This is a genomic window from Halomonas denitrificans, from assembly GCF_003056305.1.
Taxonomy (GTDB): Bacteria; Pseudomonadota; Gammaproteobacteria; order Pseudomonadales; family Halomonadaceae; genus Halomonas; species Halomonas denitrificans.
Window position 1 is genome coordinate 1 of sequence record NZ_PYVX01000009.1, and the last position, 22,685, is coordinate 22,685.

The window sequence follows — 22,685 nt, forward strand, 5'->3', positions numbered from 1 at the left end:
CCTCGCCGCCCCTGGTGGTGGCCTACGCCCTGGCCGGCAACGTCCAGCTCGACCTGACCCGCGAGCCGCTGGGCATCGACCATCACGGCAAGCCGGTCTTCCTCAAGGACCTCTGGCCCAGCCAGGCCGAGATCGCCGAGGCCGTGGAGCGGGTCAACACCGAGATGTTCCGCAAGGAGTACGCCGAGGTCTTCGACGGCGACGAGACCTGGAAGGCCATCGAGGTGCCGAAGAGCAAGGTCTACCAGTGGTCGACGGACTCCACCTACATCCAGCATCCGCCCTTCTTCGAGGGCATGGGCCGCACCCCCGAGGCCATCGAGGACGTCAAGGACGCCCGGGTCCTGGCCCTGCTGGGCGACTCGGTGACCACCGACCACATCTCCCCGGCCGGCGCCATCAAGCCGGACAGCCCCGCCGGGCGCTACCTTCAGGAGCGTGGCGTGAAGCCGGTGGACTTCAACTCCTACGGCTCACGGCGCGGCAACCACGAGGTGATGATGCGCGGCACCTTCGCCAACGTGCGCATCAGAAACGAGATGCTCGACGGCGTGGTCGGCGGCGAGACCCGCCACGTGCCGAGTGGCGAGCAGATGGCCATCTACGATGCCGCCATGCGCTACCAGCAGGAGGGCACGCCGCTGGTGGTGATCGCCGGCAAGGAGTACGGCACCGGCTCCAGCCGTGACTGGGCCGCCAAGGGCACCCGCCTGCTCGGCGTGCGCGCGGTGCTGGCCGAGTCCTACGAGCGCATCCACCGCTCCAACCTGATCGGCATGGGCGTGGTGCCGCTGCAGTTCCCCGAGGGCGAGAGCCGCAAGACCCTCGGCCTGACCGGCGACGAGACGGTCTCCATCGAGGGGCTCAGGGAGCTCACCCCGGGGGGCAAGGTCACGGTGACCATCGCCTCCGACAAGGGCGAGAAGAAGATCGAGGCGCTGTGCCGCATCGATACCGAGAACGAGCTGGAGTACTACCGCCACGGCGGCATCCTCCACTACGTGCTGCGCAAGATGATCGGGGCGGCCTGATCCCAACGGGCGAGAGGCCGTCGGGGACAGGCCTAAGAGGGGGTCCGATGCCAAGGATGGCATCGGTAGCGCCCAGGGATGGGTTCACAGCGCCCCCTCGTGTCCTGTCGCCGAAAGAGCCCGAGCCCTTCCACCATGAAGAGCGACGAAAAGGCCCCGCCGGGCGGCCGGCGGGGCCTCTTTCATGCCCGTGGCACGATCAGAAGGAGCGGCGGCGGTAACGCCGATACTCCGGCGTCCAGCTGTTGCGCTCGATGGCCTGGCGCAGCTTGATGCCGTTGGTCTTCAGCGCCACGCCCTCGCCCTGGGCCTGGGCGGCGACGTCGAAGGCGATCGCCTTGGAGAGCTCGCGGATCTGGGAGAGCGGCGGCAGCAGCGCGCCCTTGCCTTCCTTGACCAGCGGCGCCTCGCGAGCCAGCGCCCGGGACGAGGCCATCAGCATGGCATCGGTGACCCGCTTCGCCCCGGCCGCCACCACGCCGAGGCCGATGCCCGGGAAGATGTAGGCGTTGTTGCACTGGGCGATGGGGATGCTGCGCCCCTCGTACTCGACCGGCGCGAAGGGGCTGCCGGTGGCGACCAGGGCCTGGCCGTCGGTCCAGCGGAGCACGTCCTCCGGCACCGCCTCGGCCCGGGAGGTCGGGTTGGAGAGCGGCATGATCAGCGGCATCTCGCAGTTGGCGTGCATGGCGCGCACCACCTCTTCGGTGAAGATGCCCGGCATACCGCAGACCCCGATCAGCACCGTGGGCTCGATACGGCGCACCACCTCGAGCAGCGACTGGCCGTCCCACTCGGCCACCAGTTCCGGGTCGTGGGCGAGGCGCCCCTGGAAGTCGCGCAGCCAGGCCTGCTCGGAGGTGACCAGGCCCTCGCGATCGACCATGTAGATGCGCGAGCGCGCCTCCTTCTCGGTCAGCCCCTCGGCCTGCATGGCCACCACCACCTGCTCGGCGATGCCGCAGCCGGCGGAGCCCGCGCCCACGAACACCACCCGCTGCTGGCCGATTCCCTCGTCACGCGCCTGGCAGGCCGCCATCAGGGTACCTACCACCACCGAGGCCGTGCCCTGGACGTCGTCGTTGAAGCAGCACAGCTCGTCGCGGTAGCGATCCAGCAGCGGCAGGGCGTTGGCCTGGGCGAAGTCCTCGAACTGCAGCAGCACCCCGGGCCAGCGGCGCTTCACCGCGGCGATGAACTCGGCCATGAAGGCGTCGTACTCCTCCTGGGAGACCCGCCGGTGACGCCAGCCCATGTACATGGGATCGTCGAGCAGCGCCTGGTTGTTGGTGCCCACGTCGAGCATGATCGGCTGGGTATAGGCCGGGCTGATGCCACCGCAGGCGGTGTAGAGCGCCAGCTTGCCGATCGGGATGCCCATGCCGCCGATGCCCTGGTCGCCGAGCCCCAGGATGCGCTCGCCGTCGGTGACCACGATCACCTTGACGTTATCCTTGGTGGAGCTCCTGAGGATGTCGTCCATGCGGTCGCGATCGGGATAGGCGATGAAGAGCCCGCGGTGGTTGCGGTAGATGTTGGAGAACTCCTCGCACGCCTTACCGACCGTGGGGGTGTAGATGATCGGCAGCATCTCCTCGAGGTGCTCGGAGACCAGTCGGTAGTAGAGGGTCTCGTTGTCGTCCTGGATCGCCCGCAGGTAGATGTGCTTGTCGAGGTCGTTCTGGCACTGGCTGTACTGCCGGTAGGCCCGTTCCGCCTGCTCCTCGATGGTCTCCACATTCTGCGGCAGCAGCCCGATCAGGTTGAACTCCAGGCGTTCCTCCCGCGTGAAGGCGCTGCCCTTGTTGAGCAGCGGCATCTCGAGCAGCGGTGGACCGGCGTAGGGAATGTAGAGGGGGCGCTTGTCTTCGGTGGTCATCTCTCGCCTCGATAGGGTGACTGGAACGGGCCGTTGGCGCTCTGGCGGCGCCATTGGCGACACTCTACCACGCCGAAAACGACGACGCCCCGACCGGGGGTCGGGGCGTCAACGATGGGAGCGACGGCGGCGCTCAGCAGCCCTTCGCGGTCGCCACCCGAGCGGCGGGCCCCGTGAAGAAGAAGGGCCGCAGCTTCACGCCGAGCATGTTGCCGGCGAAGGCCGCCACCAGCCACACCCAGCCGTGCAGGCTGCCGGAGGCGATGCCGCCGAAGTAGGCGCCGATGTTGCAGCCGAACGCCAGGCGGGCCCCGTAGCCCAGCAGGATGCCGCCGATCACCGCGGCCAGCACCGAGCGCAGCGGGATGCGAAAGTTGGGCGCGAACTTGCCGGCCAGCGACGCCGCCACTAGGGCGCCGGCCATGATGCCGACGTTCATCACCGTGGTGATGTCGCCCCACACGCTGGCCTCCAGCGCCCTGGCGTTCCAGGGGGCCTGCCAGTAGCCCCACTGGCCGACGTCGCCGCCCAGGAGCTCGAAGCCCTTGGCGCCCCAGAGGGCGAAGGCCGAGGTCACCCCCCAGGGACGCCCGGCGAGCGAGAGGGTGGCGAAGTTGAGCAGCGCCAGCCCCACGGCGCCGGCCAGCAGCGGCCAGGGGCCGGTGAGCCAGCGCCGGTTGCCGGCGTCGATCCGGGGCGTGCGCTCCAGCTGGCCGTGGCGGCGACGCTCCATCACCACGGTCAGCGCCGCGATGGCGGCGAACAGCGCCAGGCTGATCGCGATGCCGCCGCCGGCGCCGGCGCTCTTCACCAGCGAGACCGGCTGGAAGGCCGGCAGGCTCTGCCACCAGGCGAAATGGGCCGTGCCGATCACCGAGCCGACCACGAAGAACAGCAGGGTGATCAGCATGCGGGCGTTGCCGCCGCCGGCGGTGAAGAGGGTGCCGGAGGCGCAACCGCCGCCCAGCTGCATGCCGACCCCGAAGAGGAAGGCGCCGACGATCACCGACACGCCGATCGGCGCCACGAAGCCGGAGACGGACTGGCCGAACAGACTGCCGGCCGAGAGCGCCGGGAAGAACAGCGCCACGGCGATGGCCAGCATCACCATCTGCGCCCGCAGGCCGCGGCCGCGACGCTCGGTGATGAAGACCCGCCAGGCGGCGGTGAAGCCGAAGGCGGCGTGGTAGAGCACCATGCCGAGCAGGCCGCCTACCACCATCAGCGCGCCTATCCGGGCGCCGAAGGCGCTGCCCACGGCCAGCGCGCCCAGCAGCAGGCCAGCGGCGGCGAGGAGCGGCAGGGTCGGACGGGAACGCCGGATCAGGGCGACATCACTCATTGGGGGGATCCTCCGGAAGCGTCCGGGTCAGCGGTCAGGGGGAAGACACGCAGACTAACGAATCCGCCGCAGAACGTGAAGTCATCGTCTGTATGGCTTTTATGCTATAAAGAAATAGAAGGGCCGGGCTCCGCGTGGAGCCCGGCCCGAGGCCCGCGCGGTCGCCGTCAGACGAAGCGGCCGAGGCCCGCCGCCTGGCGCAGGCGGTCCATGAAGGGCGCCGCCTCGGCGCGGGCCCGCTCGGCGCCCTGGAGCAGCACCCGCTCGATGTGGCCGGGATCCTCCATCAGCCCCTGGTAGCGCTCGCGGGGCTCGCGCAGCTGCTCGTTGAGCAGCTCGAAGACGCGGTTCTTGGCCTCGCCCCAGCCGATGCCGTTGGCGTACTCGGCGCGCATGGCCTCGGTCTCGTCGGCGGTCGCGAAGGCGGCGAAGATCTGGAACAGGGTGCAGTTCGCCGGATCCTTGGGCTCGCCCGGCTCCAGGGAGTTGGTCTTGATCTTGCGCACCAGCTTCTGGAGCTTCTTCTCGGAGACGAACAGCGGGATGGTGTTGTTGTAGCTCTTGGACATCTTGCGCCCGTCCAGGCCGCCCAGCACCTCGACCCGCTCGTCCACCACCGCCTCGGGCTGGGTGAAGTACTGCCCCTTGTAGAGGTGGTTGAAGCGCCCGCCGATGTCCCGCGCCATCTCGATGTGCTGGATCTGGTCGCGGCCCACCGGCACCTTGTGGGCGTTGAACATCAGGATGTCCGCCGCCATCAGCACCGGATAGCCGAACAGCCCCATGGTGATGCCCTTGTCCGGGTCCTGGTTGCCGGCGGCCTCGTTCTCGGCCACCGCCGCCTTGTAGGCGTGGGCGCGGTTCATCAGGCCCTTGGCGCAGACGCAGGAGAGCATCCAGGTCAGCTCCGGGATCTCCGGCACGTCCGACTGGCGGTAGAAGATGGCGTTGTCGGTATCCAGCCCCAGCGCCAGCCAGGTGGCGGCGATCTCCAGGCGCGACTCCTGCACCCGCCGCGGGTCCTGGCACTTGATCAGCGCATGCAGGTCGGCGAGGAAGTAGTAGGACTGGACGGTCGGATCCTGGCTCGCGGCGATGGCAGGCTTGATCGCCCCCACGTAGTTGCCGAGGTGCGGGGTACCGGTGGTGGTGATGCCGGTGAGGACACGGGTCTTGTCGGACGGTGCGGTCATGAAGGCGGGACTCTGCTGACTCTCGAATGGCCGCTATGGTAACGCGAGGCCCCGATCAAGGCGACCGGGGCCCGCGGTGTCGACTTGCAGGGGCGCGGGTCGGCGCGAAGGTCCTTTTCCAGGGAAGGAAAAGGTAGCGCCCAGGGAGGGGTTCACAGCGCCTCCACAACGGCCCGGAGTCCCCGGAGGCAGTGCCCTCGGACGCCTCGCCCCTCCCCCGCGCCGCTCGCGCTGCCGGCACCTGTCGCCAGGAGGGTCCTACTTGATCAGGCTGGCCGGATCGACGCTCTCCAGGCCGAAGGCGTCCGCGACCGCCTGGTAGGTGACCTGGCCGTCGTGGACGTTGAGGCCGGCGGCGAAGTGCGGATCGTCGGCCAGCGCCTGTTGCCAGCCCTTGTCGGCCAGCGCCCGCACGAACGGCAGGGTGGCGTTGGTCAGCGCCTGGGTGGAGGTGCGCGCCACGGCGCCGGGCATGTTGGCCACGCAGTAGTGCACCACGCCGTCGACGATATAGGTCGGATCGGCGTGGGTGGTGGCCCGGCTGGTCTCGAAGCAGCCGCCCTGGTCGATGGCCACGTCGACCAGCACGCTGCCCGGCTTCATCTCGGCGAGCATCGCGCGGGTGATCAGCTTGGGCGCCGCGGCGCCGGGAATCAGCACGGCGCCGACGATCAGGTCGCTCTCGCGCACCGCCTCGTCGATGGCGTCGGCGGTGGAGAAGACGGTCTTCATGCGCCCCTGGTAGCGATCGTCCAGGGTCTCGAGGCGCGGGATGGAGGTGTCGAGCACCGTGACCTCGGCGCCCAGGCCCAGCGCCATGCGGGCGGCGTTCTCGCCCACCACGCCGCCGCCGATCACGGCCACCCTGGCCGGGGCGACGCCGGGCACGCCGGGCAGCAGCACGCCGGCCCCGCCCTGGGCCTTCTCCAGGCTGTGGGCGCCGGCCTGCACGGCCATGCGGCCGGCCACGGTGCTCATCGGCGCCAGCAGCGGCAGCCCGCCCTGACGGTCGGTGACGGTCTCGTAGGCGATGCAGGTGGCACCGCTCGCCATCAGGCCGCGGGTCAGGGTCTCCTCGGCGGCCAGGTGCAGGTAGGTGAAGAGCGTCTGGCCCTTGGTCAGCCGGGCGACTTCCTCGGCCTGGGGCTCCTTGACCTTGAGGATCAGCTCGGCCTCGCTCCAGACCTTCGCCACGTCCGCCTCGAGGCGCGCCCCGGCGGCCTCATAGGCGGCGTCCTGGAAGCCGGCGCCCTCGCCGGCCCCGGCCTGGACGGTGACGGTATGGCCACGGCCGACCAGCTCCCGGGCCCCCGAGGGGGTCAGGGCGACGCGATACTCGTGGTTCTTGATTTCCTTGGGTACGGCGATCTGCATGGCACGCTCCTGCGGTGGGTGACGGAATCGGTGTTCCCCCATTACAGCACAGGCAGTCGATACACGAAGAGTCCACGCAGAAGAACAAAAAGGATGAATAAATGCCGGCTTTTTCACCGGAAAATCTTCTATGAGAGAAGGCGTCGACAGAAAACCCTGTGGCCTGGCCGTGCACGGAAGGGCGACGGGTGCCTCCCCTGCCCGCTTGTCGCGCTAGTCCTGGCCCTCCCGGCCGGCACCGCAGTGCCAGCAGGTATCGAAGGCGCCCTCGAGGCGCTCGCCGCAGCCGGGGCAGGTCCAGGCCGGGCGCTCGCTGCCCCCGTGGAGGGCCTGGCGAATCAGCGCCTCGGCCCGCTCGCGGTTGTGGGGCGCTACCCAGACCTCCGGCTCGCACTCGCCCAGCGGCAACTCGCCGGCACCGCCGCCCAGGGTCATGTTGCGCAGCTCCACCGGGATGCCGGCCGCGGTCAGCACGTTATGCACGTGGCTGACCAGCAGCGCATTGGAGTGGGCGAAGGCGCGAACGTAGCCGGGCACCGTCACGGCCTAGTCCCGGAAGACGCGCACGCCCAGGGCCTTGAGGTAGGCGGTCTCGGGGATCGCCGGATGCACCGGGTGGTCCGGCCCCTGATGGCCCTGGAAGAGGATCTGGCCCTGGCGGTCCTGGTGGCGCACCGCGCCGCGCACCACGTCGACCAGGCGCTCCGGGGCCAGGTGCATGGAGCAGGAGGCCGAGAGCAGCAGGCCGTCGCGGCCGAGCAGGCGCATCGCCTCGCGGTTGAGCTTGCCGTAGGCCCGCTCGCCGTTGGGGATGTCCTTGCGCTTGCGGATGAAGGCGGGCGGGTCGAGGATCACCACGTCGAACTCCTCCCCCTCGGCCTTGAGGGCGGCGAGCACCTCGAAGGCATCGCCCTCGCCCACCGCCACCTGCTCGTGCAGGCCGTTGAGGGTGGCGTTCTCGGCGACCCGCTCCAGCGCCGCGCCGGAGGCGTCCACGCAGAGCACCTCGCTGGCGCCGCTGGCCGCGGCCTGCACGCCCCAGCCCCCGACGTAGCTGAACAGGTCCAGCACCCGCTTGCCGGCCACCAGGCCGTTGAGCCAGGCGCGGTTGACCCGGTGATCATAGAACCAGCCTGTCTTCTGGCCGTCGAGCACCGGCGCGACGAAGCGCACGCCGTTCTCCTCGAGCAGCACCTGGTCGGGCAGCTCGCCCTTCACCACCTCGACGCTCGCCTCGAGGCCCTCCTGGCGACGCCCGCTAGTGTCGTTGCGGAACACCACGGCCGCCGGCGAGAGCACCTTCTCCAGGGCGTCGAGCAGCTCCTCGGCCACGGCCTGCATGCCGGCGGTGTTGAGCTGGACCACGACGACGTCGCCGAAACGGTCGATGATGAGCCCCGGCAGCAGGTCGCCCTCGCCGTGCACCAGGCGATAGAAGGGCTTGTCGAAGAGCCGCTGGCGCAGGGCCAGGGCCTGGTTCAGACGGTGCACCAGCAGCGAGCGGTCGAGCCCCTGCTTGGGATCGCGGGAGACCATCCGGGCGCAGATCAGCGAGTGCGGATTGACGTAGGCCACCCCCATGCCCTTGCCGTTGGCCGCCTCGACCACCACCTGCGTGCCGGGCGCGATCTCCTTGAGGGGCGTGGCCTGGATGTCGATCTCGTTGGAGTAGAGCCACAGGTGGCCGGCCTTGAGGCGACGGTCGGCGTTCTTCTTCAGGCGCAGGGTGTGCTGGGTCATGGGGGTCTCGCAGGGGAAAGAGGGGATCGTTCAGGTCTGGCACTGGCCGCAGAACACGCTGGCCCGCTGGCCCAGGGTCACCAGGCGCAGCTCGGCGCCGCAGCGCCGGCAGGGCTCGCCGTCGCGGCCGTAGACATTGAGCCGCTGCTTGAAGTAGCCGGGCTCGCCGGTGCCGCCGACGAAGTCGCGCAGGGTGGTGCCGCCCTGGGTGATGGCGGCCGCCAGCACCTCGCGCACCGCCGCCGCGAGGCGGTCGTAGCGCTCCCGGGCGATGCGCCCGGCGGCCCGGCGCGGGTCGATGCCGGCCAAAAACAGCGCCTCGGCAGCGTAGATGTTGCCCACGCCCACCACCACAGCGTTGTCCATCAGGAAGGGCTTCACCGCGAGGCGCCTGCGGCGGGACAGCGCGAAGAGCCGGGCGCCGTCGAAGGCGTCAGACAGCGGCTCCGGCCCCAGTCGGGCGAGGCGCGCATCCCCCGCCGGGCCCTCGGCGAGCCAGTCGACGAAGCCGAAGCGGCGCGGGTCGTGATAGCGCAGGATGCCGCCGTCGTCGAGCACCAGGTCGACGTGGTCGTGCTTCTTCGGCAGCTCACCGAGGCGGGCGAGCCGCAGGCTGCCGGACATGCCCAAGTGCCAGAGCAGGGTGCCGGCCGAGCAGCCGTTCGCGCCCGTCAGCGGCACCAGCAGGTACTTGGCGCGACGCGAGAGGGGGCCGATCCGCGCCCCGACGAGACGCTCGACCAGATCCGCCGGCACCGGCACGCGCAGGCGGGCCTGGCGGACGATCACCTCGGTGATCTCGCGGCCCTCCACGTGGGGCGCGATGCCGCGGCGGGTGGTCTCGACTTCGGGCAACTCGGGCATGGTCTCGTCCGGAGAAGCGTCACTACGCAAGAACCCGACCATCGGGCCGGGTTCAGGCTGACAGGCTCGTACCTGCGGCGGAAGCGACCAAGGGTTACTTGATCTTGCCTTCCTTGTACATCACGTGCTTGCGGATCGTCGGATCAAACATCTTCTTCTCAAGCTTGTCCGGGGTGTTCCGCTTGTTCTTGTCGGTGGTGTAGAAGTGGCCGGTACCGGCGCTGGAAATCATTCGGATCTTGTCACGCATGACGGATATCTCCCTGTGGAACGCTTAGACGGCGTCGCCGCGCTTGCGAATGTCGCCGAGCACCGCCTCGATGCCCTTCTTGTCGATGATGCGCATGCCCTTGGAGGAGACGCGCAGCTTGACGAAGCGCTTCTCGGACTCCACCCAGAAACGGTGGGAATGCAGATTCGGCACGAAACGACGGCGCGTCTTGCGCTGGGAGTGTGAAACGTTGTTACCAGTCACCGGGCGCTTGCCGGTAACCTGACATACTTTGGACATGAGAGCCTCCAACCGCTTGGCCAGGTGTATAGACCTGAGTGTTCAAAACCTGTCGGGCAAACCGGGACGACCCCGTTGTCATTTGACCCAAGGGAATTCAAAGGCTGCACTTTATACCAGAGACCGCCACGGTCGGCAAGCGACGCGGCGATGATCCGATGGGGGCGTGGCATGGCCTGGCGACACCCGAGGGTGGCGCGGCATACGGCGATGACAGGCGGGGACCCGTACCAAAGGGTCCAGCGCAACCGGTGCGACATTATACCGATCCGCGCGCCGTTTTCCTATCGCGATCCTGGTCGGCAGGGCCAGACGGGGCACGACAGCGCGGGCGCCTGGCTCACGCGACCTCCCCCGCGCTACAGCCAGCCCCGCTCGGCGAAGGAGACCACCTCCCCGTCCCCCACCACGAAATGATCCAGCACGCGGATCTCGAACAACGCGAGCGCCTCGCGCAGCCGCTCGGTGATGCGCCGATCAGCATCCGACGGCTCGGCCACCCCGGAGGGATGGTTATGGGCGAAGATCACCGCCCCGGCACCCAGCGCCAGGGCGCGTCGGGCCACCTCGCGGGGGTAGACCGAGGCGCTGTCCAGGGTGCCGCGAAACAGCGACTCGTAGCGGATCACCCGGTGCTGGCTGTCGAGGAAGAGCACGGCGAACTCCTCGTGGCCGAGGTGGCGCAGCTTGGCGGCGAGGTAGGCGCGCACCAGGGTCGGCGACGTCAGGGCATGATCACGCTCGAGCTGGCTGGCGAGATGACGCCGCGACAGCTCCAGGGTGGCCTGGAGCTGCACGAAAGTGGCGGTGCCGATGCCGCGCTCGGCACAGAAGCGCGCCTGGTCGGCCTCGAGCAGCGGCCGCAGGCCGCCGAAGGACGCCAGCAGGTCCCGGGCCAGGTCCACCGCCGATCGGCCCGCCACCCCCACGCGCAGGAAGATCGCCAACAGCTCCGCATCGGAGAGCGCCTCCACGCCGAGGGCCAGCAGCTTCTCCCTGGGACGCTCCCCTTCCGGCCAGTCGCGAATCGACATCTCGGCCTCCCTGCCCGCCGTTCGTGGCTATCAGTGTAGTCGGGCCGGCGGCTACGCAAGGTGGGGCGCCGATGGTAAGGTATGAGGCCCGATTCCCGTTCGGATATCACCATGTCTTCACTGCCCGGCTCACGGCGCAGCGGCCGCCCGAATGCGGGCCACCGCATCCTGCTAGGCATCAGTGCCGGCATCGCCGCCTACAAGAGCGCCCAGCTCGCCCGCCTGCTCAAGCAGGCGGGCTGCGAGGTGCGCGTGGTCATGACCGAGGGCGCCCAGGCCTTCATCACGCAGCTGACACTGCAGGCGCTGACCGGCGAGCCGGTGCGCACCTCGCTGCTCGACCCCGAGGCCGAGGCCGGCATGGGCCACATCGAGCTGGCGCGCTGGGCCGACACCATCCTGATCGCCCCGGCGACCGCCGACCTGATGGCGCGCCTCGCCCAAGGCCATGCCGACGACCTTCTGACCACCCTGTGCCTGGCGAGCGACGCCGAGAGGGTGATGGCCCCGGCCATGAACCAGGCCATGTGGCGCCATCCGGCGACACAGCGCAACGCCGACCAGCTCGCCCGGGACGGCTGGCGGCTGCTGGGGCCGGCGAGCGGCGACCAGGCCTGCGGCGACGTCGGGCCGGGACGCATGCTGGAGCCCGAGGCGATCGTCGCGGCGCTGCGCTCTCAGGCGACCGGTGCCGAGGCGCGCGAGGCCGAGGGGCTGACCGTGACCATCACCGCCGGTCCCACCCGGGAGGCGCTGGACCCGGTGCGCTACCTCTCCAACCACAGCTCCGGCAAGATGGGCTACGCCCTGGCCGCCGCCGCGGCCGCGCTCGGCGCCCGGGTGCGGCTGATCAGCGGCCCGGTGGCCCTGCCCACCCCGGAGGGCGTGGAGCGCATCGACGTGGAGAGCGCCCGGGAGATGCACGCGGCCGCCCAGCGGCTGGCCCCCGACAGCGACCTCTTCATCGGCTGCGCCGCCGTGGCCGACTACCGCGCCGAGACGGCCGCCGAGCACAAAATCAAGAAGGTCGACGGCAAGGAGGGCCTGACCCTGCGCCTGGTCAAGAACCCCGATATCATCGCCGCGGTGGCGGCCCTGGCCGATCGCCCCTTCGTCGTCGGCTTCGCCGCCGAGACCCGCGACCTCGAGGCCTACGCCCGGGACAAGCTGACCCGCAAGGGGCTGGACCTGATCGTCGCCAACGACGTCTCCGACCCCGAGATCGGCTTCGGCACCGATCACAACGCCGCCCTGCTGCTGTGGCGCGACGGCGAGACCGAGGGCCGCGAGGCGCTCTCGCCCCAACCCAAGGCCGATCTCGCCCTGGCGGTGGTGCGCCGCGCCCTGGCCTGCCTGGCGGCCCGACACACCCCCTGACACCGCACCCCGAGGAGCCCCGATGTCTCTCGCCCCCGAACGCCCGCGTCTCGCCGTCAAGCTGCTCGACGAGCGCCTGCGCGACGCGATGCCCCGCTATGCCACCGACGGCTCCGCCGGCATGGACCTGCACGCCCTGCTCGACGCCCCGTTGACCCTCGCGCCCGGCCAGTGCGAGCTGATCCGTACCGGGCTCGCCATCCACATCGCCGACCCCGGCCTCGCCGGCATGATCCTGCCCCGCTCGGGGCTGGGCCACAAGCACGGCATCGTGCTCGGCAACCTGGTCGGCCTGATCGACTCCGACTACCAGGGCGAGCTGATGGTCTCCACCTGGAACCGCGGCCAGGCACCCTTCACCATCGAGCCCTTCGAGCGGCTGGCACAGTACGTGCTTGTGCCCGTGGTGCAGGCCGAGCTCGAGATCGTCGACGACTTCGCCGAAAGCCATCGCGGCGACGGCGGCTTCGGCAGTTCGGGCCGGCGCTGAGCCACTCGCACTCTCACAACGGATGGAACCCATGACCACAGAGACCGTACCCGCCTCGATCTTCCGCGCCTACGACATCCGCGGCATCGTCGACGACACCCTGACCGAGACCAGCGTCGAGCAGATCGGCCGCGCCATCGGCAGCGAGGCCCGCGCCCGCGGCGAATCCACCGTGGTCGTCGCCCGCGACGGCCGCCTCTCCGGGCCGCGCCTGCTCGCCGCCCTGACCCGCGGCCTGACGTCGACCGGGTGCGACGTCATCGACGTCGGCATGGTGCCCACGCCGGTGCTCTACTTCGCCACCCACGTGCTCGAGGGCACCGCCTCCGGCGTGATGGTCACCGGCAGCCACAACCCGCCGGACTACAACGGCTTCAAGATCGTGCTGGGCGGCGAGACGCTCTCCGGCGAGGCGATCACCGCGCTGCACACCCGCCTCGCCACGGGCGACCTCGCTGAGGGCCAGGGCTCGGTCCGCGAGGAGGACGTGCGCGAGGCCTATCTGGCGCGCATCCTCGGCGACGTCAGCCTGGCCCGCCCGATCAAGGCGGTGGTCGACTGCGGCAACGGCGTGGCCGGCGAGCTCGGCCCGGCGCTGGTCGAGCGTCTCGGCGCCGAGACGGTGCCGCTGTTCGCCGAGATCGACGGCACCTTCCCCAACCACCACCCGGACCCGGGCAAGCCCGAGAACCTCGAGGACCTGATCCGCACCGTGCAGGAGACCGGCGCCGATATCGGCCTGGCCTTCGACGGCGACGGCGACCGCCTCGGCGTGATCACCCCGAACGGCAAGCTGATCTACCCCGATCACCTGCTGATGGCCTTCGCCGAGGACATGCTGTCGCGCAATCGCGACGCCCGCGTGATCTTCGACGTCAAGTGCACCGGCAACCTGACCCGGGTGATCGAGGAAGCGGGCGGCACGCCCGAGATGTGGCGCACCGGCCACTCGCTGATCAAGGCGCGCATGAAGGAGACCGGGGCGCAGCTCGCCGGCGAGATGAGTGGCCACATCTTCTTCCAGGAGCGCTGGTACGGCTTCGACGACGGCCTCTACGCCGCGGCGCGGCTGCTCGAGATCCTCGCGAAGCAGGATGACGGTGCCGACGCCTTCTTCGCCCGCTATCCTCAGGATCTCGGCACCCCGGAGATCAACATCGCCGTGACCGACGACAACAAGTTCGCCCTGGTGGACCGCCTGGCCCGGGAGGGCGACTTCGGCGAGGACGGCGTCAAGACCACCCTGGACGGCATCCGCGTCGACTACCCGGACGGCTGGGGGCTGTGTCGCGCCTCCAACACCACGCCGGTGCTGGTGCTGCGCTTCGAGGGCAAGGACGAGGCGGCGCTCACGCGCATCCGCGCCCGCTTCGCCGACGCCCTCGCCCAGGTGTCGCCCGAGCTCGAGCTGCCCCGCTGAGGGGCGGCTCGCCCCACCGACACGCTGCACACGAACGCCAGACGAAACAGGACAGGGAAACCGACCGATGACCGAACAGACCCGCGACCCGCGCCAGGTGGTGGAGGTGCTCTCCGAGGCGCTGCCCTACATCCAGCGCTTCTCCGGCAAGACCGTGGTGGTGAAGTACGGCGGCAACGCCATGACCGAGGATGCCCTGATCGACTCCTTCGCCCGCGACATGGTGCTGATGAAGGAGGTCGGCATCAATCCGGTGGTGGTGCACGGCGGCGGCCCCCAGATCGGCGACCTGCTCGAGAAGCTCAACATCGAGTCGCGCTTCGTCAACGGCATGCGGGTCACCGACGCCGAGACCATGGACGTGGTCGAGATGGTGCTGGGCGGGCTGGTCAACAAGGGCATCGTCAACCTGATCAACCAGTGCGGCGGCAAGGCCATCGGCCTGACCGGCAAGGACGGCGCCCAGATCCGCGCGCGCCAGCTCAAGGTGGAGCACCAGAGCCCGGAGATGACCGCGCCGGAGATCATCGACATCGGCCACGTCGGCGAGGTGGAGCACATCTCCACCGACCTGATCGAGATGCTCGCCGCCCGCGACTTCATCCCGGTCATCGCCCCCATCGGGGTCGATGCCAAGGGCCGAAGCTACAACATCAACGCCGACCTGGTGGCCGGCAAGGTGGCCGAGGCCCTGGACGCCGAGAAGCTGATGCTGCTGACCAACGTGGCCGGCCTGATGAACGCCGAGGGCGAGGTGCTCACCGGCCTGACCACCGGCCAGGTGGACGCCCTGATCGCCGACGGCACCATCCACGGCGGCATGCTGCCGAAGATCCGCTGCGCCCTGGAGGCCGTGAAGGGCGGCGCCAAGAGCGCCCACATCATCGACGGCCGCGTGCCCCACGCCACCCTGCTGGAGATCTTCACCAACGCAGGTGTCGGCACACTGATCACCGACGAGCCCCAGGAGCCCGACGCCGACTGAGCGCCGGGCCCCGGTCCATGCAAGCCAGCCGCCAAGAGCTGGCCCCTTGAGCCGCGCCCCACGGGGCCGGCCCGATCCACCCGACCGACAAGAACATAACGACATGACGCAGGAAACCCACACCCCCAGCCGCCGCGAGCAGATCCTCCAGGGCCTGGCGCTGATGCTGGAGGAAGACAGCGGCAAGCGCATCACCGTGGCCGCCCTGGCCCGCCAGGTCGGCGTCTCGGAGGCGGCGCTCTATCGCCACTTCCCGAGCAAGGCGCGAATGTTCGAGGGGCTGATCGAGTTCATCGAGGAGAGCCTCTTCGAGCGCATCGGCCGGATCCTCGACGAGGTGCCGGAGGCGGTGCCGCGCTGCGGCCAGATCCTCACCCTGGTGCTGGCCTTCGCCGAGAAGAACCCGGGCCTCTCGCGCCTGCTCGGCGGCGACGCCCTGACCGGCGAGACGGCGCGGCTGCGCCTTCGCATCCATCAGCTCTTCGAACGCCTGGAGACCCAGCTCAAGCAGGTACTGCGCGAGGCCGAGCTGCGCGAAGGCCGTCGCCCCGCCCTGCCGGTCTCCGCCGCCGCCAACCTGATGCTGGCCCAGCTCGAGGGGCAGATCTCGCGCTACGTGCGCAGCGACTTCCGCCACCGCCCCACCGAGCACTGGGACGACCAGTGGCCGGCGCTCTCGGCGCAGCTGCTGCGCCCCACGGCCCAGACGGCCTGACGCCACCAGGACGACCTCGCGCTCCAACGCACGAAGCCCCGGCCATTGGCCGGGGCTTCGTCGTTCGGGGCTACGCGCACGGGGCGAGCATCAGGCCACCAGGGCGTCACCGATCTGCTGGCGGATCTTCTTCATGGCGTTCTTCTCGAGCTGGCGGATGCGCTCGGCGGAAACGCCGTAGACGTCGGCCAGCTCGTGCAGGGTGGCCTTGGCGTCGCCGAGCCAGCGGCGCTGCAGGATGTCCCGGGAGCGCTCGTCGAGGGCCTCGAGGGCCGTCTGCAGGCGCTGGGTGGCGTCCTGCTCCCAGTCGCTGTCCTCGAGCTGGGTGGCCGGATCGGCGCTGGCGTCGTCGAGGAAGTGCACCGGGGCCTGATAGGCGGACTCGTCGTCCTCGCCGGGCGAGGCGTCGAAGCCGGCGTCGTGGGCCGACAGACGCCCTTCCATCTCGCGCACCACCTCGGGCTTGACGTCGAGGTCCTTGGCGATCGCCTCGACCTCGTCAGTGTTCAGCCAGGCCAGGCGCTTCTTGGCGCCGCGCAGGTTGAAGAACAGCTTGCGCTGGGCCTTGGTGGTGGCGATCTTGACGATGCGCCAGTTGCGCAGCACGAACTCGTGAATCTCGGCCTTGATCCAGTGCACGGCGAAGGAGACCAGCCGCACCCCCTGATTCGGGTCGAAGCGCTTGACGGCCTTCATCAGGCCGACGTTGCCCTCCTGGATCAGGTCCGCCTGGGGCAGGCCGTAGCCGGAGTAGCTGCGGGCGATATAGACGACGAAGCGCAGATGCGACAGCACCAGGCGGCGAGCCGCTTCCAGGTCTCCCTCGTCGTGAAGCCGGAAGGCGAGATCGCGCTCCTCTTCGACGGTCAGCATGGGAATGCCGTTGACCGCCTGAATGTAGCCGTTCAGGTCATGACCGGGAGAGAGTTGCCCCACCGGCAGAAGACTGGTGCTCATGTGCAGGTTGTCTCCTTCGAAGCCCATAGTGCTGTTCGTGATCGCTGACTACGACGATAAAGGCCGTTGAAAGTTCCAAATGTACTCGTCTTAGGCGTGGAATCAACCGGCCGCTTGCCTTAACGAGGCCGGATCTCCGCCAGGTGCCGATTCACGGCCAGCCAGGCGCCCAGCCAGCCAAGTAGTGTACTACAGCCCAGCAGTATTGTAGACCCTTCGGCGCCCAGCCGCGGCAGGGCGAAACTGGCGCCGTAGCTGGCCGCCAGCGCGGAAATCGGCGCCGCCAGCCAGTCGCTGCCGAGGCTCAACAGCCCCCAGGCCAGCAGGCCGCCTCCGAGGCCGAACCAGGCGCCGCTATAGAGGAAGGGGCGTCGCACGAAGGCGTGGGTGGCGCCGATCAGGGTGACCACCTCGATCTCCTGGCGGCGGCTCTCCACGGCCAGCCGGATGGTGTTGCCGACCACCAGCAGCACCCCCAGCGCGAACAGCACGCCCAGCGCCAGGGTGACGCGCTGGCCCAGGGCGGCGAGGTGGCGCAGGCGCTCCAGCCAGGCGAGGTCCAGGCGCACCTCGTCGACGCCGGGCACCGCCGCGAGGGCCTCGGCAAGGCGGCGCACCGCCGCGGGGTCGGCATCGGCGGGATGTACCACGACGCTGGCCGGCAACGGGTTCGTCTCTAGCCGCGCCAGGGCATCCTCGAGCCCCAGCGCCTGCTGGAACTCGGCCATGCCCTCGGCGGCGGTGATCAGCCGGGTGGCGGCCACGCCCGCCTGGGCGGCCAGGGCCTGTTCGATGCGCCCGGCCTCGGCCTCGCCGACGTCCTCCTCGAGGTAGGTGGTGAGGGTGGCGCTCTGCTCCAGCTGGGCATCGAGCAGCCGGGCGCTGTCCAGGGTCAGCCACAGGCCGGCCGGCAGCACCAGGGCGATGGCGATGGCCAGCATGGTCAAGAGGCTGCCCAGGGGCCGGCGCAGCAGCCGACGCGCGCTGTCGGCGGCCATGGCGCGGTGGTGACGGGCCCAGGCGCGCCAGCGCAGGGCCCCGCTCGAGCGCTGCGTGCGGGCGCCGCGGGGCGGCGGCTCGGGTCGGCTCATGCGATCTCCTCGTCGGCCACCAGGCGCCCCTCGCTCAGCCGCAGGGTGCGGTGGCGCAGTCGGGCGATGAGCGCCAGGTCGTGGCTGGCGACCATCACCGTGGTGCCGATGCGGTTGAAGTCCTCGAACAGCCCCATGATGTCGGCGGAGAGCTGGGGGTCGAGGTTGCCGGTGGGCTCGTCGGCCAGCAGCAGCGCCGGCTTGTTGACCACCGCCCGGGCGATGCCCACCCGCTGCTGCTCGCCGCCGGAGAGCTCGATGGGCAGCGCCGCCTCGCGATGCAGCAGGCCGACCTTGTCGAGCGCCGCCCGCACCCGGCGGGCGGCCTCGCGGCGCTCGATGCCCTGGATCTCCAGCGGCAGCGCCACGTTGTGGTAGATCGAGCGGTCGAAGAGCAGCTGGTGGTCCTGGAAGACCACGCCGATCTGGCGACGATAGAAGGGCACCTGGCTGTGGTGCAGGCGGTCGATGTCGTGGCCCGCCACCCGCACCCGGCCACGGCTGGGCCGCTCCAGGCGCATGATCAGCCGCAGCAGCGAGCTCTTGCCCGCCCCGGAGTGGCCGGTCAGGAAGACCATCTCGCCGCGGCGCACGCGGAAGTCGATGTTGGCGAGCGCGTCATAGCGGCCGCCGTAGCGCTTGCCGACGTGCTCGAAGGCGATCATGACGCGGGCGTGTCCTGGTCCCGATCGAAGAGGGCATCGACGAACTCGTGCGCCACGAAGGGTCGCAGGTCATCCAGCCCCTCGCCGACGCCGATGAAGCGGATCGGGGTGCCGAGCTGGCGCGCCAGGGCGAAGATGATGCCGCCCTTGGCGGTGCCGTCGAGCTTGGTCAGGGTCACGCCGGTGATCGGCACCGCCTCGTGGAAGGTCGAGGCCTGGGCCAGGGCGTTCTGCCCGGTGCCGGCGTCGAGCACCAGCATCACCTCGTGGGGGGCGCTGGCGTCGATCTTGCCCATCACCCGGTGGACCTTCTTCAGCTCCTCCATCAGGTGCGCCTTGTTGTGCAGGCGCCCGGCGGTGTCGGCGATCAGCACGTCGACGCCCCGCGCCTTGGCCGCCGAGAGGGCATCGAAGATCACCGAGGCGCTGTCGGCGCCGGTGTGCTGGGCGATCACCGGCACGTCGTTGCGCTCGCCCCACACCTTGAGCTGCTCCACGGCGGCGGCGCGGAAGGTGTCGCCGGCGGCCAGCATCACGCTGCGCCCCTCGCGCTGGAAGCGCTGGGTCAGCTTGCCGATGGTGGTGGTCTTGCCGACGCCGTTGACGCCGACCACCAGGATCACGAAGGGTCCCTCACCCTTGGGCGGCAGGGCGAGGGGCTCGGTGACCGGCTCGAGGCTCGCCGCCAGCTCCTCCTGCAGGGCCCGGTAGAGCGCCTGGGGATCCTTGAGCTCCTTGCGCGAGACCCGGTCAGCGAGGCGATCGATGATCTCGGTGGTGGCCTCGATGCCCACGTCCGCCAGCAGCAGCTGGGTCTCGAGCTCCTCCATCAGGTCGTCATCGATCTGCTTGCGCCCCATGAAGAGGTCGGCGAGGCCATCGGTGAGGTTGGCGCGGGTCTTGCCGAGCCCGGCGCGGATGCGCGCGAACCAGCCCTTCTTCTCGCCGCCCGGCTTCTCCCGCAGGGCGGCGGGCGCCGGGGTCGGCTCGGGCTCAAGTTCGGGTTCGGGTTCGGGTTCGGGTTCGGGTTCGGGTTCGGGTTCGGGTTCGGGTTCGAGGACAGGCTCGGCGGTGGACGCCGGCGCCGCCGCCTCCGGCTCGCGCTGCGGGGGCGTCTCTGCCGCCGGCTCCTCGGGCGCCGGGCGGGGCTCGGCCGCAATCGTCTCCTCGGCATCGGCCTCGACGGGCGCCTCTGCCTCAGGCGTTTCATGGGCCGTGACGGCCGCTGCTGACTCGCCCTCCTCGGGGCGGGGTTCGTCCGCTATCGCGTCCTCTTCCGACCGGCGCTTGGCCTCCTGTTCCGGTGTCGTCTGCTGCTGTTCCTGCTTCTTCTTGCGCTTGAGAAAACCGAACATGGGGGGATCACGCCTCACGGATGAACGAATCGCCTCATCCTACCATTGCGCACCATGACTGTGGACAAGCCGGCGGTTACAATCCGCCCCATGACACGTCGCTCCTCCTCCTCCCGCAAGCCCCGCCGCCCGGGCCCGGCCGCCTCGACCAGGGGCCCCGGCAACCGGAGCGCCGCCCGCCGGAACACCGGACGGCTGCGCTTGATCGGCGGCGACTTCCGCCGCCGCCAGCTCCCGGTGCTCGACCATCCCGGGCTGCGCCCCACCCCCGACCGGGTGCGCGAGACGCTCTTCAACTGGCTGACCGCCGCCGTGCCCGGGGCGCGGGTGCTCGACCTCTTCGCCGGCACCGGGGCGCTCGGCCTCGAGGCCCTGTCTCGCGGCGCCCGAGAGGCGGTGTTCGTCGAGGCCGACGCCAGGGTGGCCCGCCAGCTGGCCGACAACCTCGCCACCCTGGGCGCCAGCGAGCGCGCCACGCTGCACACCACCGAGGCCCAGGCCTTCCTGGCCAGCCCCGCCGCCCCCTTCTCGCTGGTCTTTCTCGACCCGCCCTTCCACCGGGGCCTCGCCGCCGACTGCTGCGCGGCCCTGGAGGCCGGCGGCTGGCTCGCCGAGGAGGCCTCGATCTATCTCGAGACCGAGTCCTCGCTGGCACCGGACGTGCCGGCCAGCTGGCAGCTGCATCGGGAGGTGCGTGCAGGCGACAGCACCGGGCGGCTCTATCGGCGCCGGCCGACCGGGGGCCAGTCGCCCGACGGCGACGGTTGCTGAGCCCCGGCCGCGGGGTTACGCTGCCGGCAGGAGAATCCCCACCGGGCGCGGCCCGATCAGCAGGATGTAGTCAGGAGAACAGGATGAGCATCGAACTCTTCAACCAGCTCGAACAGAAGGTCACCAGCGCCGTCGAGGCCCTGGAGTTGATGAGGATGGAAGCCGAGGAGCTGCGCGAGGAAAACGCTCGCCTGAAGCAGGAGCGCGAGGAGTGGGAGCGCCGCCTCTCCAGCCTGCTGGGCAAGTTCGACGAGGTCGAGACGACCGCGACCAGCTGAGGCGGGATCAGCCCAGCGGGAGCGACATCAGCAGGGCGTCCTCCCGCTCACGGCCGGCGAGCGGCGGATAGTAGCCGCGGCGCCGGCCGTCCTCGTTGAAGCCGGCGCGCCGATAGAGGCCGATGGCCGGCGCATTGCTCGCCCGCACCTCCAGCAGCAGGCGCTCGACGCCCCAGTCTCGCGCCGTCTCGACCACCTCGTCGAGCAGCCGAGCCGCCAGCCCCTGGCGGCGCTGATCGCCGGCCACCAGGATGGCCTGCAGCTCCGCATCGAAGGGCAGGCGCACCACCACCGCATGTCCCACCAGCCGCGCGTCCCGCTCGGCGCCGACGACCCGCGTCTCGAGATCGGCCAGCGCGGCCGCGAGCTGGCGCGGCGTCCAGGGATCGTCCTGGCCGGCCTGCTCCAGGGCCGTCAGCGCCGCCAGGTCGTCGCTCCCCAGCGGGCGCAGCCTCGCCTCAGCCGGGCGCATGCCCCGCCTCCCAGGCGTCACGCCAGTCGGCGATCCGCGGCCAGAGCGCGCGCTTGGCCGCGGCGCTGCCGGCGAGTTCCTCCAGAGCGGGTCCCTGCCAGGCCGGCAGTCCCAGCAGCGGGCAGTGGGCATCGGCCACGCCGAGCAGCTCGTCGAGGACGGCGTCATCGCCGAATACCAGCAGCCGCTCCGGCACCCAGCCGCGTCGCTGGCGGCCGGCCAGGAAGGCCTGGAGCCCCTCCCGGGCCTCCTCCAGGGGCGCCTCCACCGGCAGCCCCTCCACCTGGGGCCAGCGGAAGGCCTCGAAGGCCGGCATCTGCTCGGGCACCACGCCTGCGGCCTGCAGCAGGTGGCGCAGCAGGCGCACCTCGGTGGCGCCCGGGGGCGCCTCCCGGGGCAGCAGGATCAGCCAGCGGCCGTCGAGGCAGGCCACCTGCAGGGTGAAGCGCAGCGCCTCGCCGGCGCGCTGGGCGGGACGTGCCGCGACCGGCTCGGCGGCGGCCTCCGACTCGATGGCGGGCACGATGTCGCCGAGCAGGGCCCGCGCCTTGCCGGGGCCGGCCGGCGGACGCTGGGGCGGCTCCGGCTCGGCGGGGGCCTCGCGGGGCGTGGCGTCCCGGGCCTGGGCGGCCTCGTCGAGCAGGGCGTGCAGGCGCTCGCCGGGCGGCGGGGGCGTCGCGGCCTCGGGGCCGGGCGACGCCCACTCGACCTCCGGCGTGGGCAGGGCGTTGGGCAGGCGATAGCGGGCGACCCAGGCCGTCAGGCCCATGGCCTCCAGGTACTGCAGACGCTGCGGCTCCGGGGTCACGGGGTGCCGCCGCCCCGGCAGTCGGGGGAGTCGGGGCGCGCGCGGCCGCTGGCCTGCCACTCCTCGGGCGTGTAGAGGTGCAGGGCCAGGGCGTGGACGGGACCGGCCAGCTCGTCGGCGAGCAGCGCGTAGAGCTGCTGGTGACGCTTGACCGGCATCAGCCCCTCGAAGCGGCGAGCGACCAGGGTGACCTTGAAGTGCGTCTCCGAATTCGCCGGCACGTTGTGCCGGTGGCTCTCGTTCTCCACCGCCACGAAGTCGGGCTCGAGGGCCTTGAGCTTGGCTTCGATGGTGTCCTGGATGCTCATGTCGACGTCTCGATGCTGGATGAAT

The 22,685-nt window shown here is 70.5% G+C and carries 24 protein-coding genes and 1 pseudogene; 8 read left to right on the top strand and 17 right to left on the bottom strand.

Annotated elements, in window-relative coordinates:
- Positions 1-1,031 (top strand): annotated as a pseudogene (locus C9F13_RS16510) (aconitate hydratase); the annotation flags it as partial.
- A gap of 199 nt (positions 1,032-1,230) precedes the next feature.
- On the opposite strand, the gene C9F13_RS16515 reads toward C9F13_RS16510, so the two are convergent.
- From C9F13_RS16515 to radC, 10 genes are all read right to left on the bottom strand, one after another.
- The gene (locus C9F13_RS16515) at positions 1,231-2,910 is read right to left on the bottom strand and encodes an NAD-dependent malic enzyme (RefSeq protein ID WP_108447350.1); all 1,680 of its coding nucleotides are present in this window, start codon (positions 2,908-2,910) and stop codon (positions 1,231-1,233) included.
- A 133-nt stretch (positions 2,911-3,043) separates the two neighbouring features.
- Positions 3,044-4,252 carry a YeeE/YedE family protein gene (locus C9F13_RS16520; RefSeq protein WP_108447351.1) on the bottom strand — a complete coding sequence of 403 codons (1,209 nt, stop codon included), beginning with the start codon at positions 4,250-4,252 and terminating at the stop codon, positions 3,044-3,046.
- A gap of 167 nt (positions 4,253-4,419) precedes the next feature.
- Positions 4,420-5,445: a tryptophan--tRNA ligase gene (trpS, locus tag C9F13_RS16525; protein ID WP_108447352.1), complete on the bottom strand. Its 1,026-nt coding sequence runs from the start codon at positions 5,443-5,445 to the stop codon at positions 4,420-4,422.
- A gap of 258 nt (positions 5,446-5,703) precedes the next feature.
- Positions 5,704-6,819: an alanine dehydrogenase gene (gene ald / locus C9F13_RS16530; protein ID WP_108447353.1), complete on the bottom strand. Its 1,116-nt coding sequence runs from the start codon at positions 6,817-6,819 to the stop codon at positions 5,704-5,706.
- 213 nt (positions 6,820-7,032) lie between these two features.
- The gene (locus tag C9F13_RS16535; RefSeq protein WP_342747811.1) at positions 7,033-7,362 is read right to left on the bottom strand and encodes a putative signal transducing protein; all 330 of its coding nucleotides are present in this window, start codon (positions 7,360-7,362) and stop codon (positions 7,033-7,035) included.
- A gap of 3 nt (positions 7,363-7,365) precedes the next feature.
- Entirely contained in the window at positions 7,366-8,559 is a 1,194-nt protein-coding gene (locus C9F13_RS16540; protein ID WP_108447354.1) for a class I SAM-dependent rRNA methyltransferase, read from the bottom strand.
- 30 nt (positions 8,560-8,589) lie between these two features.
- A complete protein-coding gene (gene mutM / locus C9F13_RS16545; protein WP_108447355.1) occupies positions 8,590-9,423 on the bottom strand; it encodes a bifunctional DNA-formamidopyrimidine glycosylase/DNA-(apurinic or apyrimidinic site) lyase in 834 nt (277 codons plus the stop codon).
- A gap of 94 nt (positions 9,424-9,517) precedes the next feature.
- Entirely contained in the window at positions 9,518-9,673 is a 156-nt protein-coding gene (gene rpmG / locus C9F13_RS16550; protein WP_071944136.1) for a 50S ribosomal protein L33, read from the bottom strand.
- Between the two features lie 24 nt (positions 9,674-9,697).
- Complete coding sequence (rpmB, locus tag C9F13_RS16555) at positions 9,698-9,934, bottom strand: 50S ribosomal protein L28 (protein WP_071944134.1); 237 nt, start codon at positions 9,932-9,934, stop codon at positions 9,698-9,700.
- 359 nt (positions 9,935-10,293) lie between these two features.
- Positions 10,294-10,968 carry a RadC family protein gene (gene radC / locus C9F13_RS16560; protein ID WP_108447356.1) on the bottom strand — a complete coding sequence of 225 codons (675 nt, stop codon included), beginning with the start codon at positions 10,966-10,968 and terminating at the stop codon, positions 10,294-10,296.
- A 111-nt stretch (positions 10,969-11,079) separates the two neighbouring features.
- On the opposite strand from radC, the gene coaBC reads away from it, so the two are divergent.
- From coaBC to slmA, 5 genes are all read left to right on the top strand, one after another.
- Positions 11,080-12,345, top strand: a complete 1,266-nt coding sequence (gene coaBC / locus C9F13_RS16565; protein WP_108447357.1) for a bifunctional phosphopantothenoylcysteine decarboxylase/phosphopantothenate--cysteine ligase CoaBC — start codon at positions 11,080-11,082, stop codon at positions 12,343-12,345.
- Positions 12,346-12,367: 22 nt separating this feature from the next.
- Positions 12,368-12,835: a dUTP diphosphatase gene (dut, locus tag C9F13_RS16570; protein WP_108447358.1), complete on the top strand. Its 468-nt coding sequence runs from the start codon at positions 12,368-12,370 to the stop codon at positions 12,833-12,835.
- Positions 12,836-12,866: 31 nt separating this feature from the next.
- Positions 12,867-14,255, top strand: a complete 1,389-nt coding sequence (locus C9F13_RS16575) for a phosphomannomutase/phosphoglucomutase (RefSeq protein WP_108447359.1) — start codon at positions 12,867-12,869, stop codon at positions 14,253-14,255.
- A 67-nt stretch (positions 14,256-14,322) separates the two neighbouring features.
- Complete coding sequence (gene argB, locus C9F13_RS16580) at positions 14,323-15,240, top strand: acetylglutamate kinase (RefSeq protein ID WP_108447360.1); 918 nt, start codon at positions 14,323-14,325, stop codon at positions 15,238-15,240.
- Positions 15,241-15,343: 103 nt separating this feature from the next.
- Positions 15,344-15,955: a nucleoid occlusion factor SlmA gene (gene slmA / locus C9F13_RS16585; RefSeq protein WP_108447361.1), complete on the top strand. Its 612-nt coding sequence runs from the start codon at positions 15,344-15,346 to the stop codon at positions 15,953-15,955.
- Between the two features lie 90 nt (positions 15,956-16,045).
- Here slmA and rpoH read toward each other — a convergent pair whose 3' ends face one another.
- The 4 genes from rpoH to ftsY all read right to left on the bottom strand — a co-directional run bounded on the left by rpoH (position 16,046) and on the right by ftsY (position 20,023).
- Positions 16,046-16,912 carry an RNA polymerase sigma factor RpoH gene (gene rpoH, locus C9F13_RS16590; protein ID WP_108447418.1) on the bottom strand — a complete coding sequence of 289 codons (867 nt, stop codon included), beginning with the start codon at positions 16,910-16,912 and terminating at the stop codon, positions 16,046-16,048.
- Positions 16,913-17,031: 119 nt separating this feature from the next.
- Positions 17,032-18,003 carry a permease-like cell division protein FtsX gene (ftsX, locus tag C9F13_RS16595; RefSeq protein WP_108447362.1) on the bottom strand — a complete coding sequence of 324 codons (972 nt, stop codon included), beginning with the start codon at positions 18,001-18,003 and terminating at the stop codon, positions 17,032-17,034.
- Positions 18,000-18,668, bottom strand: a complete 669-nt coding sequence (ftsE, locus tag C9F13_RS16600) for a cell division ATP-binding protein FtsE (RefSeq protein WP_108447363.1) — start codon at positions 18,666-18,668, stop codon at positions 18,000-18,002. Before ftsE ends, ftsX begins: the two co-directional genes overlap by 4 nt.
- Complete coding sequence (gene ftsY / locus C9F13_RS16605; protein ID WP_108447364.1) at positions 18,665-20,023, bottom strand: signal recognition particle-docking protein FtsY; 1,359 nt, start codon at positions 20,021-20,023, stop codon at positions 18,665-18,667. The genes ftsE and ftsY overlap by 4 nt, the downstream gene beginning before the upstream one ends.
- A gap of 90 nt (positions 20,024-20,113) precedes the next feature.
- Here ftsY and rsmD point away from each other — a divergent pair, with 90 nt between their 5' ends.
- Together rsmD and C9F13_RS16615 are read left to right on the top strand one after the other, a co-directional pair.
- A complete protein-coding gene (gene rsmD, locus C9F13_RS16610) occupies positions 20,114-20,794 on the top strand; it encodes a 16S rRNA (guanine(966)-N(2))-methyltransferase RsmD (RefSeq protein ID WP_108447365.1) in 681 nt (226 codons plus the stop codon).
- Positions 20,795-20,877: 83 nt separating this feature from the next.
- Positions 20,878-21,072, top strand: coding sequence for a cell division protein ZapB (locus C9F13_RS16615; RefSeq protein ID WP_089849877.1), 195 nt, complete (start codon positions 20,878-20,880; stop codon positions 21,070-21,072).
- Between the two features lie 7 nt (positions 21,073-21,079).
- Here the strand turns inward: C9F13_RS16615 and rimI are convergent, their stop codons facing one another.
- Genes rimI through C9F13_RS16630 form a run of 3 tightly spaced genes read right to left on the bottom strand, consistent with a single transcriptional unit; the run spans position 21,080 to position 22,660 of the window.
- Positions 21,080-21,544 carry a ribosomal protein S18-alanine N-acetyltransferase gene (gene rimI / locus C9F13_RS16620; RefSeq protein ID WP_108447366.1) on the bottom strand — a complete coding sequence of 155 codons (465 nt, stop codon included), beginning with the start codon at positions 21,542-21,544 and terminating at the stop codon, positions 21,080-21,082.
- A complete protein-coding gene (locus tag C9F13_RS16625; protein ID WP_108447367.1) occupies positions 21,531-22,352 on the bottom strand; it encodes a hypothetical protein in 822 nt (273 codons plus the stop codon). The genes rimI and C9F13_RS16625 overlap by 14 nt, the downstream gene beginning before the upstream one ends.
- Positions 22,349-22,660 carry a BolA family protein gene (locus C9F13_RS16630; protein ID WP_108447419.1) on the bottom strand — a complete coding sequence of 104 codons (312 nt, stop codon included), beginning with the start codon at positions 22,658-22,660 and terminating at the stop codon, positions 22,349-22,351. Before C9F13_RS16630 ends, C9F13_RS16625 begins: the two co-directional genes overlap by 4 nt.
- Positions 22,661-22,685 lie beyond the last annotated feature (25 nt).

Excerpts from the sequence above, each read along its gene's own strand:
- dut (WP_108447358.1), top strand. The coding sequence starts at position 12,368 with ATGTCTCTCGCCCCCGAACGCCCGCGTCTCGCCGTCAAGCTGCTCGAC.
- C9F13_RS16540 (WP_108447354.1), bottom strand. The coding sequence starts at position 8,559 with ATGACCCAGCACACCCTGCGCCTGAAGAAGAACGCCGACCGTCGCCTC.
- radC (WP_108447356.1), bottom strand. The coding sequence starts at position 10,968 with ATGTCGATTCGCGACTGGCCGGAAGGGGAGCGTCCCAGGGAGAAGCTG.
- ald (WP_108447353.1), bottom strand. The coding sequence starts at position 6,819 with ATGCAGATCGCCGTACCCAAGGAAATCAAGAACCACGAGTATCGCGTC.
- coaBC (WP_108447357.1), top strand. The coding sequence starts at position 11,080 with ATGTCTTCACTGCCCGGCTCACGGCGCAGCGGCCGCCCGAATGCGGGC.
- C9F13_RS16630 (WP_108447419.1), bottom strand. The coding sequence starts at position 22,660 with ATGAGCATCCAGGACACCATCGAAGCCAAGCTCAAGGCCCTCGAGCCC.
- slmA (WP_108447361.1), top strand. The coding sequence starts at position 15,344 with ATGACGCAGGAAACCCACACCCCCAGCCGCCGCGAGCAGATCCTCCAG.
- rsmD (WP_108447365.1), top strand. The coding sequence starts at position 20,114 with ATGACACGTCGCTCCTCCTCCTCCCGCAAGCCCCGCCGCCCGGGCCCG.
- C9F13_RS16615 (WP_089849877.1), top strand. The coding sequence starts at position 20,878 with ATGAGCATCGAACTCTTCAACCAGCTCGAACAGAAGGTCACCAGCGCC.
- mutM (WP_108447355.1), bottom strand. The coding sequence starts at position 9,423 with ATGCCCGAGTTGCCCGAAGTCGAGACCACCCGCCGCGGCATCGCGCCC.
- argB (WP_108447360.1), top strand. The coding sequence starts at position 14,323 with ATGACCGAACAGACCCGCGACCCGCGCCAGGTGGTGGAGGTGCTCTCC.
- ftsX (WP_108447362.1), bottom strand. The coding sequence starts at position 18,003 with ATGAGCCGACCCGAGCCGCCGCCCCGCGGCGCCCGCACGCAGCGCTCG.
- rpmG (WP_071944136.1), bottom strand. The coding sequence starts at position 9,673 with ATGCGTGACAAGATCCGAATGATTTCCAGCGCCGGTACCGGCCACTTC.
- ftsY (WP_108447364.1), bottom strand. The coding sequence starts at position 20,023 with ATGTTCGGTTTTCTCAAGCGCAAGAAGAAGCAGGAACAGCAGCAGACG.
- ftsE (WP_108447363.1), bottom strand. The coding sequence starts at position 18,668 with ATGATCGCCTTCGAGCACGTCGGCAAGCGCTACGGCGGCCGCTATGAC.
- C9F13_RS16515 (WP_108447350.1), bottom strand. The coding sequence starts at position 2,910 with ATGACCACCGAAGACAAGCGCCCCCTCTACATTCCCTACGCCGGTCCA.
- trpS (WP_108447352.1), bottom strand. The coding sequence starts at position 5,445 with ATGACCGCACCGTCCGACAAGACCCGTGTCCTCACCGGCATCACCACC.
- rpmB (WP_071944134.1), bottom strand. The coding sequence starts at position 9,934 with ATGTCCAAAGTATGTCAGGTTACCGGCAAGCGCCCGGTGACTGGTAAC.
- C9F13_RS16520 (WP_108447351.1), bottom strand. The coding sequence starts at position 4,252 with ATGAGTGATGTCGCCCTGATCCGGCGTTCCCGTCCGACCCTGCCGCTC.
- rimI (WP_108447366.1), bottom strand. The coding sequence starts at position 21,544 with ATGCGCCCGGCTGAGGCGAGGCTGCGCCCGCTGGGGAGCGACGACCTG.
- C9F13_RS16575 (WP_108447359.1), top strand. The coding sequence starts at position 12,867 with ATGACCACAGAGACCGTACCCGCCTCGATCTTCCGCGCCTACGACATC.
- rpoH (WP_108447418.1), bottom strand. The coding sequence starts at position 16,912 with ATGAGCACCAGTCTTCTGCCGGTGGGGCAACTCTCTCCCGGTCATGAC.